General features: G+C 60.1%; 13 protein-coding genes. 10 read left to right on the top strand and 3 right to left on the bottom strand.

The window, feature by feature from the left end; genetic code table 11:
- Positions 1-16 precede the first annotated feature (16 nt).
- Positions 17-541 carry an IclR family transcriptional regulator domain-containing protein gene (locus JYU29_RS03310; RefSeq protein WP_213983325.1) on the bottom strand — a complete coding sequence of 175 codons (525 nt, stop codon included), beginning with the start codon at positions 539-541 and terminating at the stop codon, positions 17-19.
- A gap of 289 nt (positions 542-830) precedes the next feature.
- Between JYU29_RS03310 and JYU29_RS03300 the strand changes: the two genes are divergently transcribed.
- Genes JYU29_RS03300 through JYU29_RS03285 form a run of 4 tightly spaced genes read left to right on the top strand, consistent with a single transcriptional unit; the run spans position 831 to position 4,630 of the window.
- On the top strand, positions 831-1,730 hold the full coding sequence (locus JYU29_RS03300; protein WP_213983324.1) for an ABC transporter permease: 900 nt from the start codon (positions 831-833) through the stop codon (positions 1,728-1,730).
- 11 nt (positions 1,731-1,741) lie between these two features.
- Positions 1,742-2,629 (top strand): ABC transporter ATP-binding protein, encoded by an 888-nt coding sequence (locus tag JYU29_RS03295; RefSeq protein WP_213983323.1) that lies wholly within the window; start codon positions 1,742-1,744, stop codon positions 2,627-2,629.
- Complete coding sequence (locus JYU29_RS03290) at positions 2,626-3,432, top strand: ATP-binding cassette domain-containing protein (RefSeq protein ID WP_213983322.1); 807 nt, start codon at positions 2,626-2,628, stop codon at positions 3,430-3,432. The genes JYU29_RS03295 and JYU29_RS03290 overlap by 4 nt, the downstream gene beginning before the upstream one ends.
- A 31-nt stretch (positions 3,433-3,463) precedes the next feature.
- Positions 3,464-4,630: a M20 aminoacylase family protein gene (locus tag JYU29_RS03285; protein ID WP_213983321.1), complete on the top strand. Its 1,167-nt coding sequence runs from the start codon at positions 3,464-3,466 to the stop codon at positions 4,628-4,630.
- Between the two features lie 114 nt (positions 4,631-4,744).
- Here the strand turns inward: JYU29_RS03285 and JYU29_RS03280 are convergent, their stop codons facing one another.
- Positions 4,745-6,409 carry a N,N-dimethylformamidase beta subunit family domain-containing protein gene (locus tag JYU29_RS03280; RefSeq protein ID WP_213983320.1) on the bottom strand — a complete coding sequence of 555 codons (1,665 nt, stop codon included), beginning with the start codon at positions 6,407-6,409 and terminating at the stop codon, positions 4,745-4,747.
- 403 nt (positions 6,410-6,812) lie between these two features.
- Here JYU29_RS03280 and JYU29_RS03275 point away from each other — a divergent pair, with 403 nt between their 5' ends.
- Genes JYU29_RS03275 through JYU29_RS03260 form a run of 4 tightly spaced genes read left to right on the top strand, consistent with a single transcriptional unit; the run spans position 6,813 to position 10,657 of the window.
- Positions 6,813-7,910, top strand: coding sequence for an ABC transporter ATP-binding protein (locus JYU29_RS03275; RefSeq protein WP_213983319.1), 1,098 nt, complete (start codon positions 6,813-6,815; stop codon positions 7,908-7,910).
- A complete protein-coding gene (locus JYU29_RS03270; RefSeq protein WP_213983318.1) occupies positions 7,907-8,773 on the top strand; it encodes an ABC transporter permease in 867 nt (288 codons plus the stop codon). Before JYU29_RS03275 ends, JYU29_RS03270 begins: the two co-directional genes overlap by 4 nt.
- A complete protein-coding gene (locus tag JYU29_RS03265) occupies positions 8,770-9,573 on the top strand; it encodes an ABC transporter permease (protein ID WP_213983317.1) in 804 nt (267 codons plus the stop codon). The genes JYU29_RS03270 and JYU29_RS03265 overlap by 4 nt, the downstream gene beginning before the upstream one ends.
- A 34-nt stretch (positions 9,574-9,607) precedes the next feature.
- Positions 9,608-10,657: an extracellular solute-binding protein gene (locus JYU29_RS03260; protein WP_213983316.1), complete on the top strand. Its 1,050-nt coding sequence runs from the start codon at positions 9,608-9,610 to the stop codon at positions 10,655-10,657.
- A gap of 251 nt (positions 10,658-10,908) precedes the next feature.
- Here JYU29_RS03260 and JYU29_RS03255 read toward each other — a convergent pair whose 3' ends face one another.
- A complete protein-coding gene (locus JYU29_RS03255) occupies positions 10,909-11,556 on the bottom strand; it encodes a class II aldolase/adducin family protein (protein ID WP_213983315.1) in 648 nt (215 codons plus the stop codon).
- Positions 11,557-11,700: 144 nt separating this feature from the next.
- On the opposite strand from JYU29_RS03255, the gene JYU29_RS03250 reads away from it, so the two are divergent.
- A complete protein-coding gene (locus JYU29_RS03250) occupies positions 11,701-12,951 on the top strand; it encodes a four-carbon acid sugar kinase family protein (RefSeq protein WP_213983314.1) in 1,251 nt (416 codons plus the stop codon).
- Positions 12,952-12,981: 30 nt separating this feature from the next.
- A complete protein-coding gene (locus JYU29_RS03245) occupies positions 12,982-13,713 on the top strand; it encodes a TetR/AcrR family transcriptional regulator (protein ID WP_213983313.1) in 732 nt (243 codons plus the stop codon).
- Positions 13,714-13,715 lie beyond the last annotated feature (2 nt).

Below are 13,715 nucleotides of genomic sequence, written 5' to 3'. Positions count from 1 at the left end.
ATCTACCCGAGCCTGCTCAGGAGATATGACGTGAAAGATCCTTCTTCATGTCATCGAGAAGTGCCGCAATGCGGGTCTTCAGCTCTGGGGTTGAAAGTGCTGAAGGATAGGAGATCGCAACGCCGATGACCTCGTGGCTGTCGGGATCCCGCAAGGCGATACCTTGGGACGACACGCCTTCATAGGAATCGTCCACCGACGAGGATCGGCCGGTTTGGCGGATCTGCTCGACGCGCTCTTTCAGTTCTCCATGGGTTGCCGGTGTGGATTTCGAGAAGACCGGCAGTTCGTCCGGCACCCGTAGCCGCCACTCCTCCTCGCTCAGCAAAGCCAGCATGGCACGACCATTGGACGTGGCATGTGGCCAGGCGCGATAGCCGGGTGTGGTGGCGATGGCGATCGGGCTCGAGCCGCGCACCATCCGCAGCACGCACATCTGCTGACCGTCGAACACGGTGATGTAGCCGGTATGGCCACCGACCGCATGATGCGCGCGTCCACGATCGAAGTGCTGCAGCAGGACTACTTCATGACCGAGCATGCGCTCGGCCTGTCGAACCGCCTGATCCTGTTCAAATATGTGCTGAAGAACGCGATGACGTCGACCTTATTGTCATCGGCCTTTACGTGTCGTGGCTGCTTGGTGGCACAGTCCTTGTTGAAACCGTGTTCGACTGGCCAGGCCTCGGCCATTACGCGACCTAGGCCATCCTCACATAGGACTTCATGCCGGTGATCGGCGTCACGCTGGTGATCGCGATCATCTACCTGCTCACGATGCTCGTCGTTGATCTGCTCTACGGCGTCTTCAATCCGAAGGTACGTTACGCATGACGACGACCGAGACAGCAACTGTGCAGGCACGCCCGCAGTCGGCGCGCATGGAAAACTGGGGCCGCGCCTTTTACCGTTTCCGCCAGAGCTGGCTGTCGGTCGTCGGCTTGGCGATCGTGCTGCTGCTGATCCTGGTGGCGCTGCTTTCGCCTTATATCGTCCCGCATCCCGAACACCTCCAGGGTGTCACCAACACGGCCGCCCGGTTTCAACCGCCTTCTGCCAGCGCCTGGTTCGGGACCAACGAGCTTGGGCAAGACATCTTCTCGCTCGTTCTGGTCGGCTCGCGCATTTCGCTCTTCTCCGGCATGGCTGTGGTCTTCATCGCCATCGTGGTCGGCACCACGGTAGGAGCGATCGCCGGCTATTTCGGCGGCTGGCTTGATGAGATCCTGATGCGGCTGCCCGACCTGCTTTTGACGATCCCCAGCCTCATTCTTGCAATGGCCGTGGCTGCAGCCCTGGGAACGGGCGTGTTCAACATGATCATCGCCATCGCGATCACCTGGTGGCCGGCCTATGCGCGGCTGGTGCGTGGCGAAGTCATCGGCAAGAAGGAAGAACAGTTCATGGTGGCAGCTCGAGCGCTTGGTGCCAATGCCACGCGCATCCTGTGCCGTCATATCCTGCCTAACATCATGTCGCCGATCGTGGTGAAAGCCTCGCTCGACATGGGCTTTGCAATCCTGACGGTTGCCTCGCTCGGCTTCGTGGGCATCGGCGTCAAGCCACCCACGCCGGAATGGGGCACGCTTCTGTCAGGCGCGCGCTCCTATATGCCGGATTACTGGTGGACCGCCGTTGCACCGGGCACCGCGATCTTCCTGGCCGTACTCGCCTTCAACCTCCTGGGCGATGGCTTGCGCGACGTGCTCGACCCCAAGGCAAGGCGTTAAGGGACGGCGGCATGGCTCTTCTTGATATCCAGAACCTGCAACTCGCCATGCGCTCCTATGAGGGCGAAACGCAGATCCTGCATGGCATCGATCTGAAGATTGAACGTGGCGAGATCTGGGGGATGGTTGGCGAAACGGGATCGGGCAAATCCCTCACCGGTTTATCCGTATCGCGCCTGATCCCCTCCCCGCCCGGTCGTTATCTGGCCGGCAACATCGACTTTGGCGGCAAGGATCTGCTCAAGGCATCCGACCGTGACATGCGCGCGCTGCGCGGCCGCCATATCGGGATGATCTTTCAGGATCCCACCACCAACCTCAATCCGGTATTCCGCATCGGCACGCAGCTGGTGGATGTCGCGCTCCATGCCGGTCATGACGATCCCTCGATCCTCGGACTGAGCAAAGGCGCTTCGCGCAGTGCGATGAAGAAGGCGGCGCGCAAGACAGCCATCGAGATGCTGGACAAGGTCGGCATTCCCGATGCCGCCACCCGCATCGACGATTATCCGCATCAGTTCTCCGGCGGCATGCGCCAGCGGGTGCTGATTGCCATGGCGATGATCGGCAAGCCGGATCTTCTCATCGCCGACGAGCCTACCACCGCATTGGACGTTTCCGTTCAGGCCCAAATTTTGCGCCTGATCCATGATCTCGTGGCGGAGCGGAACATCGGCGTTCTGCTGATCACCCACAATCTCGGCGTTGTCGCGCAGATCTGCAGCCATGTGGCCGTGATGTATCGCGGCCGGATCCTTGAGTCGGGCCCCGTGCGCGAAGTCCTCAAGCATCCAAGCCACGTTTACACGCAGGCCTTGCTCGACTCCGTTCCTACCGTTCACACCAAGCGCGGCGAGTTGCGTGGCCTAAGTGGCCTGTCACCGGAGGCTTTCGCATGAGCCTTGAGATCAAGAACGTCACCAAGATCTTCGGTACGTCGCGAAAGGGTGAAGGCTTCACCGCCCTCGACGATGTCTCCCTGTCGGTGAAGAAGGGCAGCAGCTTCGGCCTCGTTGGCGAATCCGGTTCGGGCAAGACGACCCTGACCAAGTGCATCCTTCGCCTGGAAAGCCTGACCTCCGGCACGATCCGCTTTGAAGGCAAGGATATTCACGCTTTGTCGAAGGCTGAGATGCGTCGTGTTCGCGCGCGGCTGCAGATCGTGTTCCAGGATCCTTATGCCTCGCTCAATCCGCGCATAACGATCCACGACATCATTTCCGAGCCGCTGATCATCCATCGCGAAACCGTGCCTATGAGTTCGCGCCAGCGTACCGAGCGGGTGGAGGAGCTTCTCCTGCAAGTTGGTTTGAGCCGCGAGCACCTGTTTCGCTATCCGCACGAGTTTTCCGGCGGCCAGCGACAGCGCATCGGAATTGCGCGTGCACTAGCGGTGAAGCCGGAGTTCCTGATCCTCGATGAACCGACTTCGGCGCTCGACGTGTCTGTTCAAGCCGAAGTTTTGAACCTGCTGCACCGCCTTCAGGACGAGCTCGGCCTGACCTACTTCTTCATCAGCCACGATCTCGGCGTGATCCGCTATGTCTGCGATGAGGTGGCCGTGATCTATCGCGGCAAGCTTGTCGAGCAGGGTCCGGTGGACGACATCTTCGACCATCCGAAGGACGACTACACACGCATGCTGTTGAATGCGATGCCTGATCCCGACCCGGATCTTTCGCCGTTTCGCCGCGTGGAATAGACAAGTCGCAGCACAAAACGGGGATATTGCAATGTCAGACCACGGCCAATTCAGCAATATTGCAGCCGAAGCGCGCGTCTGGCGGCGCCAGATTCATCAACAGCCGGAGCTGTTGTTCGATCTTCCGAAAACCGCCGCCTTCGTCGCCGAGAAGCTGAAAGCGTTCGGCTGCGATGAGGTCGTGACCGGCATTGCGACATCCGGCGTGGTCGGCGTCATCAAGGGCAGCCGTGGCGAAGGCAAGACCATCGCGCTGCGGTGCGACATGGACGCCCTGCCGATCTCCGAGCAAACCAATCTGCCGCATGCTTCCAAGATCGACGGCATGATGCATGCCTGTGGTCATGACGGCCATACCGCCATGCTGCTGGGTACGGCTCGCCATCTGACAGAGACGCGCGATTTCCAGGGCACTGTGGTGCTGATCTTCCAGCCGGCGGAAGAAGGCGGTGCTGGCGGGCGTGCGATGATCGAGGAAGGCGTTCTTGAGCGCTTCGGCATCGAGGAAGTGTTCGGCATGCATAACGAGCCCGGCCTACCAGTCGGCTCCTTTGCTTCACGCCCCGGAGCCCTGATGGCCGCCGGGGACCGCTTCATGCTGACGCTTCGCGGACGGGGCGGTCATGCCGCTTCGCCGCATGAAACGCCGGACCCGGTGCTTGCAACGGCGCATCTGGTAACCGCGCTGCAGTCGATCCCATCGCGCTTCACCAATCCGCTGGATCCGGTGGTCGTATCCGTTACGCATCTGGCAGCCGGCGCGGCCAATGCGCTCAATGTCATTCCAGCCAGCGTTCAGATCGGCGGCACGATCCGCACCGTTGATCCCAAGACCCGCAAAGCCGTTGAAGCGCGGTTCCGGGACATGATCACCGGCACGGCCAAGCTATTCGAGTTGGAAGCCGAAATCGATTGGCGTCCCGGCTATCCCGTCACGATCAACGACCCCGCGATGACGACGGAAGCGCTCGCTGCCGCACGCACCATCGCCGGCGAGGACCATGTCGATGGTGATTATCCCTGCACCATGGGCTCAGAAGACTTTTCGTTCATGCTCGAAAGACGTCCGGGAGCCCTTATATGGCTCGGCAACGGTGATTCCGCAGGTCTCCATCACCCCGCCTACGACTTCAACGATGACGCGATCATCCACGGCATCCGATACTGGGACGCCCTGGTTAATCAGCGGCTGAGCTAGACTGACCAACGTCAACTTCGTTTCAGGCGGCCTTGATCAGAATGAACAACTCAACGCCGTGACACCAGCGCCGAGTGTTCTTTGATGCCGATCGTGCTTCAGCCGTCGCCGTCTTTACGCGCCGGAAAAGCGGTCCAGAGCGTTTCGCGTGATCGTTTCCGTGAAGGGATCGCTGCGGGTGAGGCCCATGATCCATTCGCAGGATCCGGCCGTGAGCACTTCGCCCTTGCCGCGCTTCATACCGACCACCATGCCCGATCCGTACTGGAACTTGCGGCGTGCCACCGGTGTGTCATCGGCTGCCAGTTCAGCCAAGCCGTTGAGGTCGCTGTCGCGAACATAGTAGCGAACGCCCTCGCCTTCGATCTCGTGTTCGAGCAGGACGGCGGGGCTCATGGCGAGAATGTCGATATCCTCAGGCATTCCGTCAGCAGCAACGGGATAGGGCAGGCCTTGGTGGAAGGTATAATCAAGACCATCCACCTCATAGCCGAAGATGCCGGCTTCAGCGCCAAAGATGTCGGCGTAGCGTAGGTCGGTGCCATTGAACGCCCAATGGTCCGGGCGATAGACCGTGAAGCCACGCGAGCCTCTTGGGGCGAACCCGCCCCAGCTCGCATACATGCCATGGCACCCGTTGACGCCGACGGTGGATGCGCCCGGCCAATTGACGCCGCCGCTTTCCCACGACGCGGTCAGAAGGTGCTTGCGCTCCGGATCGTCGCGGACGGGATCCATGGTCGGCGCCTTGAACTTCCAGCAATGTTGCCGACTGCCATTGTCTTCCAGCCGGATCTGCCAAAGGAAGTTACCGCCGAACCGGGAAAAGCCGCCGCCGCGCTCAACAAAGGCTTCCACCGTCTTGCGCATGTCCCATGACCAATATTCGTCATGGCCGACAGTCACGAGGCAGCTGTAGTCATCCAGGATCTCCGGTCGGAAATGGAGGTCGGTTTGCGTGATGATGTCGAACTCGTAGCCTTCGCGCTCGGCCCAGACTGCAAAGTGGCGATCAAACTGCGCCCAACCTGCCGCCGCATAATACTGCCCCCAGCCGCCGGAATAGCCCCATTCCTTCGATGGAAAGCGGGGTGCATCATTCATGTCCGGCATCGGTGTCGTCATGATGCGGGCGGCACCCTTGGGCAGCCAGACCATACCGCGTGTCCAAGGACGCTTCAGACTGAGGATCGGCGATCCCTCGTTCTTGTTCGGACCCCAGGTTCCGAAATAATGGTTTGCGCCGCCCCAGTCATTGTAGGCAGTCCATGTTCCGGTCGCGAGCATGAAGAGAATGCGGCCGCGTTTGGTGGCAGCGGTTGGGCGGACTACGACGAAGTGGTGCTGGACGAAACGCTCACCACCCGGCCGCATACAGGTCGATACAACGCGGTAGAACCCTGATCGGAGATCTGCGGGGATCGTCCAGCGATGCAGGACAGGCCAGTCGCATCCATCCGAATAGGCTGTCTCAGAGGTCTTCGTGAAGCTACCGGGAAGACCGAAGCTTTCATGCACCATCTCCGGCTTGAAGCCGTCGCGATAGATCTGGATCGACCATTCACTGGCATTGGTCGAGCCGTGGAACTCCACCGTCTCACCAGGATCAAACGACATCCGCTCCGTGTACACGAAGACCTCGGGCAGGCTCGGATCTTCCCGTGGAAACTGAAAACGATAATCGGATAGGAAGTGCTCATCCGCATACCCCTTGCGCACGGTACGCGGGAGAATGGCGTGGGGTCCCATTTCTGGAAACTGAAACGGTTCCTTGGTCATGATTAGTCGAAGTCCTTGTTCCGCCTTGTGACCAGTCTGCCAAACGGCGCGCCCCTCGCCAGAACTGGCACAGCCCTAGCGAACGAAGTCTCTGGTCAACGCCTGCAGCCTTCGTGCAGGGCGAAAGCAGAGGATGACGATCGCTTAAATCTGTCAAGCACCACAGGAGACTTAGTGATAATTTTTTCGGCGAAGCTCTATTTTGCGCATTCTAGCCAACAGCGTGGCTGCCCGCATTTTCAAAGCTCCAATTAGCCACTTTCGCATAGGCGGTTGTACGCGGGATTTTACCAAGCGATCAAAACTCGATAAAATAACCAACATACTTGAGCTTCCTGATATATCGTGTAGCGTTAAAGGCCAGCAGTCGCTTTCACGAATGTGTCCAAGACCGGGAGCTCCCATGTCGCAAGCCGTCTCGTCGAACGTCAAAGGTGCTTCTATCGAGATCAAGCATCTCGGAAAGACGTTCGGCAACGTGAAGGCGGTGAACGACGTCTCGCTCACCATCAATGCAGGTGAGTTCGTGGCCCTTCTGGGACCGAGCGGTTCGGGCAAATCCACCGTTCTCATGAGCATCGCCGGCTTCGAGCGGCCATCGGAAGGCCAGATCCTGATCGGCGGTCAGGATTGCACGCGCCTGCCACCAAACAAGCGCAACATCGGCATGGTGTTTCAGCATTATACGCTGTTTCCCCATTTGAGCGTGGGCGACAATGTCGCCTTTCCCCTCAAGATGCGCGGTGTCGCGAAGGCTGAGCGCCGCCGGCAGGCCGAAGCTGCGCTCGAGGTGGTGCGCCTGGGCGGTTATGGCGACCGCACGCCGAACCAGCTCTCGGGCGGTCAACAGCAGCGCGTGGCTCTGGCCCGGGCCATTGTCTACAATCCTCAGGTTCTTCTGATGGACGAGCCTCTATCCGCGCTCGACAAGAACCTGCGGGAGGAAATGCAGATCGAAATCAAGCGGCTTCATGCCGAACTTGGTTTTACCGTTGTTTTCGTCACGCATGACCAGGGTGAAGCGCTGACGATGGCCGATCGGATCGCCATTCTCAAAGCCGGCCGGTTGCAGCAGGTTTCACAGGCACGCGAGCTCTACGAGCGCCCGTCCAACCTGTTCGCGGCAAGCTTCATTGGCGAAATGAACATGCTGCCGGTGCGGTGGGATGGCGTAAACGCCGTGTTTTCCGATCAGGATCAGATCCGGCTTCCAGACACAGCGTCGATCCAACCCGTTCGTCCCGGATCGGCCATTCTCGCCATTCGCCCGGAACGGCTGTCCATTGCAGCACCGGGCACGGAAGGAAGCTGGAAAGCGACAGTTCGTGATGTCGTTTATGCAGGAGCGGGCAGCCTCCTCATCACCCATCTCGCAGATGGCAGCGAAGTCCGTCTGCGGGTGGCGAGCGCCGGGCAAGCGCCCATACGGCCGGGTCAGGAAATCGGCATCAAGGTGCCGCCTGAAGCCGCGCTTCTTTATCCTGCGGATGCCAGCCAATGAAGCCGGGCTTCTTTGAAGCGGATGGGCGCCGCATGTCGCGCGGAGCGATCCTGCTCCTCATGGCGCCGTTCTTTGCACTAATCTTTTTCGCCTTCATCTATCCGCTTGGCAGCCTGCTGTCGCTTTCGGTGCTGGAGCCCTCGCCGACGCTGGGCAACTACGAACGGGTTCTGGAAAATCCGCTCTACGCCACAGTGCTGTTCCGCACGCTGCGGATTGCGCTGCTCGTCAGCCTGCTTTCCCTTGCCTTGTCGCTGCCTGTCGCCATTCTGATGGCCAACTCCCGCGGGCCGAAGGCGGTATTCCTGACGGCCTGCGTGTTGCTGCCGTTCTGGTCGTCCGTTCTCGTGCGGACCGCTGCATGGGCGATCCTTCTGCAGCGCAACGGGCTGGTGAACGACTTTCTGCAGGGCATCGGCATCACCTCGGAGCCACTGCGCCTGCTTTACACGCAAGGTGCCGTGGTAATCGCCATGACGCATGTGCTGATGCCTTTCATGGTGCTGCCGATCTATGGCGCCCTGCGCAACATCCCGTCTGATTACAATCGCGCGTCCGCGATCTGCGGGGCCGGACCCTTGAGAACGTTCTGGGAGGTTACGCTGCCGCTTGCCATGCCTGGCATCATCGGCGGCTTCATCCTCGTTTTCCTGACGGCACTCGGCTACTTCATCACGCCATCCCTGCTGGGTTCGCCGCAGGAAATGATGATCGCGACACTGATCTCCCAACAGATGCGGGAGAACCTCGACTGGCCCTTCGCGGCGGCGCTCGTCGGCGTTTTGACGCTGCTGGTGACGATCATCACCATAGCCTTCAGCAAGGTGTTCCGCTTCGAGCGGATGCTGGGAGCAAGCGCATGAACCCGAGAGCGATCATCCTCAACGCCTATGTTTATGCCGTTCTGATCTTCATCCTGCTGCCGATCCTCGTGATCCTGCCGATGGCGTTCAGCGAAACGACCTACCTGACCTTTCCGCCTGAAGGCATGACCCTGCGCTGGTTCGAAGACTTCTTCGGCAATTCGCGCTGGATGGCGGCGACATGGTTCAGCGTCAAGATTGCTGCGCTGACGGCCATCACCACGGCTGTGATTGGAACGATGGCGACCTATGCTCTGGTGCGTGGCGCAAAGGCGATGGGCACGCTGTTCCAGGCCTTTCTCATCGGGCCGATCGTGGTTCCCCACATCGCGCTGGCTGTCGCGCTCTACCTCTTCTTCCAGAATACGGGGCTGTCGGGAACGGTTTTCGGCTATGTCGCGGCGCATTCGATCATCGCCATGCCTTTCACGGTTTTTACCGTGGCGGCGGCGTTGTCGAGCGTCGATCCGGCCCTGGAAGATGCAGCCATGAGCTGCGGCGCAAATCGCTTCAACGCCTTTCGGCTGGTGACGCTTCCCATCATTTTGCCAAACGTGATTTCAGGCGCCTTGTTCGCCTTCATCATCTCGTTCGACGAGCCGGTGATCGCCTTCTTTCTTGCCGGCATCCGCGACAAGACGCTGCCGCGCATGATGTTCGACGATATCGAGCAGAACCTGACGCCGATCATCCCGGCCATCGCCGTGATGCTGACGCTGCTTTCGATCGTCGTGCTTCTCGCCGCCGGGCTGCTGAAATACGTCGCCAACCGCAACGCGGCGCGGGTGGAACAATCCTGAAAATAACAAGGGAACTCAGCAAAGGAGGCTGACTATGACGATCAGGACGCACTTAACGAAACTACTTGGGGCATCACTGCTCGTAACGGCGGCGCTGCCGGCATTTGCAGATGAAATCGTGGTGGCCACCACCGGTGGCTTGATGCGCAATACGCTTGAAGAGCAGATGTACCTGCCGTTCCAGGAAGCGACCGGCACGGAGGTCATTCCGTTCGACATCGAGGTTCCCGATCAATGGGCGCGTGCCGAGGGCATGGTTCGAAGCGGCAATGTCGAGTTCGACATCGTCACCGCAACCGGTCCGGACCTGGTCGACAAGGCCGACATGCTCCTCGATATTCCCTGCGATACGCTTGAAAACGTAAAGAAATTCGGCCTAGAAGGCGCTTGCACCACCAAGGGCGTGGCGCGCACGACGGGTGGCATGGTGTTGACCTACAACACCGAAACCTTCGCCGACAAGGCGCCCAAGAACTGGGCCGACTTCTGGAACGTCGCCGAGTTTCCGGGACCTCGCGGTTTGCCGGACACGGGCGACCGCGATTGGTGGGTGCCGGCAGCGGCTTTGCTGGCTGATGGTGTCGAGCGCAAGGATTTGTTTCCGCTCGATTTAGATAGAGCTTACAAGAAGTTAGATGAGATCCGGCCGCACATCGCGGTGTGGTGGAAGACCGGCAATCAGGTGCAGCAGATCATGCGCGACAAGGAAGTCGTGATGACGATGTCTTATTCCGGTCGCTCGCTTGCAACCATCAAGGATGGCGCTCCGCTGGCGATGGCGTGGGATGGAGCCATGCGCGACACCGGTTACATGTCGATCCTCAAGGACGCCCCGAACCCCGAAGGCGCATTGAAATATATAGACTTTTTCTATGGCAACTCGGACGGTCATCCGGGTTTCATGGAGAAGGTCGGCTATGCGACCTCGTCTTCGGCAGGCCTCGCGAAGTTGCCGGAAGAAGAACAGAAACTGTTCGCGACCTACCCCGCGAACTACGAGGTTCTGGTTGATCCCGACTTCAATTGGATCGGCGAAAACCGGGCGATGTTGCGCGATCGCTGGACGTCCTGGCTGGCTCAGTAAGCCACTCATTCAAGCAAAAGGCCGGTTCCAGAACCGGCCTTTTGCGCATTTGGCTGAATGGAAAATGGAGTTTCGGCGGCACACGGGTCGAGAAGTCGCGGCTTTCAGCGCCATTGTGGTCGCAACCGCGTGCCAGCCGCAAATCAACGTCTCGTCTCGAGCGTCCGCTTGCTCGAGAAGCGGATCGATCGATCTGGCGGGCGGGGATAAGTCCCCTGCCCGCTCCTGCCATATGTGGCGTCGTGGATTGCTCAGGCAGGCGAGGCTGCGGTGCCGTAGGTTCCGTAGCGACGATAGACCTCTGCCATTTCCGTGTTGTCGAGCAGGACCGGCTCACCCGCCTGGCAGGACAGGATATACTGGCGGGCAAGCGTTTCGAGCTTCACGGTGAGATCGAGCGCATGCTGCAGGCTGCGGCCTGTGACGATCATGCCGTGATTGGCCAGAAGGCAGGCGTAATGGCCTTCGATCGCCTCGACCGCCGCATCCGCCAAACCCTTGGAGCCGAACGACTCGTAGCGGGAACACGGCACGGTGACGCCGCCGAAGCTTGCGACCATGTAGTGGAAGGCGGGGATCGGCTTGCGCAGACAGCTCAGAGCGACGCAACAATCGGCATGGGTGTGAACGACGGCATTGGCATCGGGCCGACGCGACAGGATGCCGGTGTGGAACCGCCATTCGCTGGAGGGGATCCCCTCGCCCTGGACAGTACCGTCGAGCGCCAGTTCCACGATGTCCTTCGGCTGCATCGTGGAGCCGCGCCCGCCGGTGGGGGTGATGAGCAGATGGTCGCCGTGGCGAAGACTGACATTGCCGGCGCTGCCATGATTGAGACCTTTGTCTTCAAGAAAGCGCACCGCTTCGACGATCGATTGACGAGCCTGAATGTCGTCCATGGTCAGTTCCTCCAGCACAGTGGATCACTCCACGCGAAACCTAATCGGAATTCGAGAAAGCTACCGCAGAATGGCGGATGCCGCTATCGCTTTCCGTGTTCTTGTGCCAAGATTTTCGAATAGATTATCATTTTGGAGAGCGTGATGCTCGGGATCATAGCGGACGATTTCACCGGCGGCTTGATGATTGCGGGCTATATCGAGGGCGCCGGCATCGCCTGCCCTGTTCTGTTCGAGCGCGACGAAATCGCAGCACTCGACCGTTGCGAGGTTGCGGTGATCGGGACGCGCACGCGGCTTGCTCCGGCGGCGAGCGCCGTGGCCGATGTGGAAGCCATCACCGAGCGCTTTGAACGGGCCGGCTGCACGAAGATCGCCTACAAGGTGTGCGCCAGTTTCGATTCCACCGATGACGGCAATATCGGACCGGTGGCTGATTTTCTTTCCGACCGCTACAACCAAAAGCCGCTGCTGCTCAGCGCCGGTTTTCCGCGCTTCGGAACGACCGTGCATCAGGGCTACCTATTTTATCGCAACCGTCTTGTGTCGGAATCGATCAAGCGCTTCGATCCCCTGACGCCCATGAGCGATCCCGACATGGTGCGCAGCCTGGCGCGCCAGACGCGCAAGCAGGTCGGGCTCCTCAACCACCTCGCCCTGCAGGGCGGCGTCGATGCCGCGCGCTTGCGCTTGAACGCGGTGGCTGGAGAAGGCCACGACTACATCCTGATTGATTGCTCCGATGACACGGATGCGCAAACCGGCGCGGTTCTCGCCGCCAGCGATCGAACGACGATCGGCAGCGATGCGCATATCATCGAATTTGCGAGGGTTTGCGCCGGAGGCGGTTCAGACACGCGCATGCCGGCGCCTTCACATGCGAAAGGTCCGGCGGCCGTGCTGGTGGGGAGCGTCGGTCCGGTTGCGAGCGCCCAGCTTGCTGCCTTTGAACAGCATCACCCTGTTCTGGCGATCGACATTCTTGATGAGCGTTCCGAAGAGGCGATTATCGCCGACGCACTTCACTGGGCGACGCAGCGCATCGGGAACGATCCGCTCGCCGTCACGACGGCTGCCGATCAGGACGCTGTTGAAAAAGCGCAGCGCGTTCATGGCTCGCTGCAGGCGGCACGCAAAGCCGAGCGCATCCTTGCTGCCGTTGCAAGGGGTCTGGTGGAACGCGGCGTGCGGCGGCTGGCAGTCGCGGGCGGCGAAACATCGGGATCGATCGTTGAAAGTCTCGGCATTCGCCAGGTGCGCGCCTTTCCCGACAAGGGGCTTGGCACGGGCTTCTGCGTTGCGGAAATACCGCTGCATCTATCGCTCTATCTGAAACCCGGTAAACTTGGCGCCGACGATGTTCTTTTGCGTGCCGTTGAAGCCATGCGCGATTGAACGCAAGAAACGCCGAGGAGCCGCTCAGGAATGGAAGCCAATTCAAGCCGAAGCGACGGGCTTCCACTTCGCCAGATGCGCCGGCGCGGTGTCGAGCGCCTCAACACTCTGCTCGATGCCACGGAACGACTGCTGACCCTGCATAATGACGAGGATGTCAGCCTTGCGCAGATCGCGGAAGAAGCCGGTATTCCGCTTGCCTCGGTTTATCACTTCTTTCCCAACCGCAATGCGGCCTTCGTGGCGCTGGCAGGTCGCTTCAACGAGGAAATTTACCAGCTTTCCATCCAGCCGCCGACCGATCCCGAGCCGCAGACCTGGCAGGACATGCTGCACATGAAGCATTCGCGTGCCGCAGCCTTTCAAAACAGCCGGCCGGCGGCACTGAGATTGTTTCTAGGCGCAGGCGTCAGCGTTGCGGTGCGCAATGCCGATCTTTCAGGCAATGCGCGTATCGCGCGCAGCCGCGAACGCTTGTTCGAGGCCTATTTTCACTTGCCCTTCATTCCCGATTTCGTTGACCGGCTCGAGATTGCCGGCGCGAGCATGGACGGCGTTTGGGCCCTATCCTATGGCCGGCATGGCACGATCACCGATGCGTTTCGCCTCGAAGCGAGTGCCACCGCCATCGATTATCTGCGCCGCTTCCTTCCTGAGTTTCTGCCCCGCAAACCGCTGACACAGGCAGCGATCGACCGGATCTATATTCCGCTCGACGAGATGATGGCGGCTTCTTCGTTGTCAGAGACCGACGAAAGCTGAGC

Source organism: Tianweitania aestuarii (genome assembly GCF_018457165.1).
Classification (GTDB): Bacteria; Pseudomonadota; Alphaproteobacteria; order Rhizobiales; family Rhizobiaceae; genus Tianweitania; species Tianweitania aestuarii.
This window is presented reverse-complemented; position numbering and strand designations above follow the sequence as displayed.

Bases quoted from the DNA above. Each gene is read 5' to 3' on its own strand.
- JYU29_RS03280 (WP_213983320.1), bottom strand. From the start codon at position 6,409: ATGACCAAGGAACCGTTTCAGTTTCCAGAAATGGGACCCCACGCCATT.
- JYU29_RS03275 (WP_213983319.1), top strand. From the start codon at position 6,813: ATGTCGCAAGCCGTCTCGTCGAACGTCAAAGGTGCTTCTATCGAGATC.
- JYU29_RS03270 (WP_213983318.1), top strand. From the start codon at position 7,907: ATGAAGCCGGGCTTCTTTGAAGCGGATGGGCGCCGCATGTCGCGCGGA.
- JYU29_RS03245 (WP_213983313.1), top strand. From the start codon at position 12,982: ATGGAAGCCAATTCAAGCCGAAGCGACGGGCTTCCACTTCGCCAGATG.
- JYU29_RS03300 (WP_213983324.1), top strand. From the start codon at position 831: ATGACGACGACCGAGACAGCAACTGTGCAGGCACGCCCGCAGTCGGCG.
- JYU29_RS03250 (WP_213983314.1), top strand. From the start codon at position 11,701: ATGCTCGGGATCATAGCGGACGATTTCACCGGCGGCTTGATGATTGCG.
- JYU29_RS03295 (WP_213983323.1), top strand. From the start codon at position 1,742: ATGGCTCTTCTTGATATCCAGAACCTGCAACTCGCCATGCGCTCCTAT.
- JYU29_RS03265 (WP_213983317.1), top strand. From the start codon at position 8,770: ATGAACCCGAGAGCGATCATCCTCAACGCCTATGTTTATGCCGTTCTG.
- JYU29_RS03285 (WP_213983321.1), top strand. From the start codon at position 3,464: ATGTCAGACCACGGCCAATTCAGCAATATTGCAGCCGAAGCGCGCGTC.
- JYU29_RS03255 (WP_213983315.1), bottom strand. From the start codon at position 11,556: ATGGACGACATTCAGGCTCGTCAATCGATCGTCGAAGCGGTGCGCTTT.
- JYU29_RS03290 (WP_213983322.1), top strand. From the start codon at position 2,626: ATGAGCCTTGAGATCAAGAACGTCACCAAGATCTTCGGTACGTCGCGA.
- JYU29_RS03310 (WP_213983325.1), bottom strand. From the start codon at position 541: ATGCTCGGTCATGAAGTAGTCCTGCTGCAGCACTTCGATCGTGGACGC.
- JYU29_RS03260 (WP_213983316.1), top strand. From the start codon at position 9,608: ATGACGATCAGGACGCACTTAACGAAACTACTTGGGGCATCACTGCTC.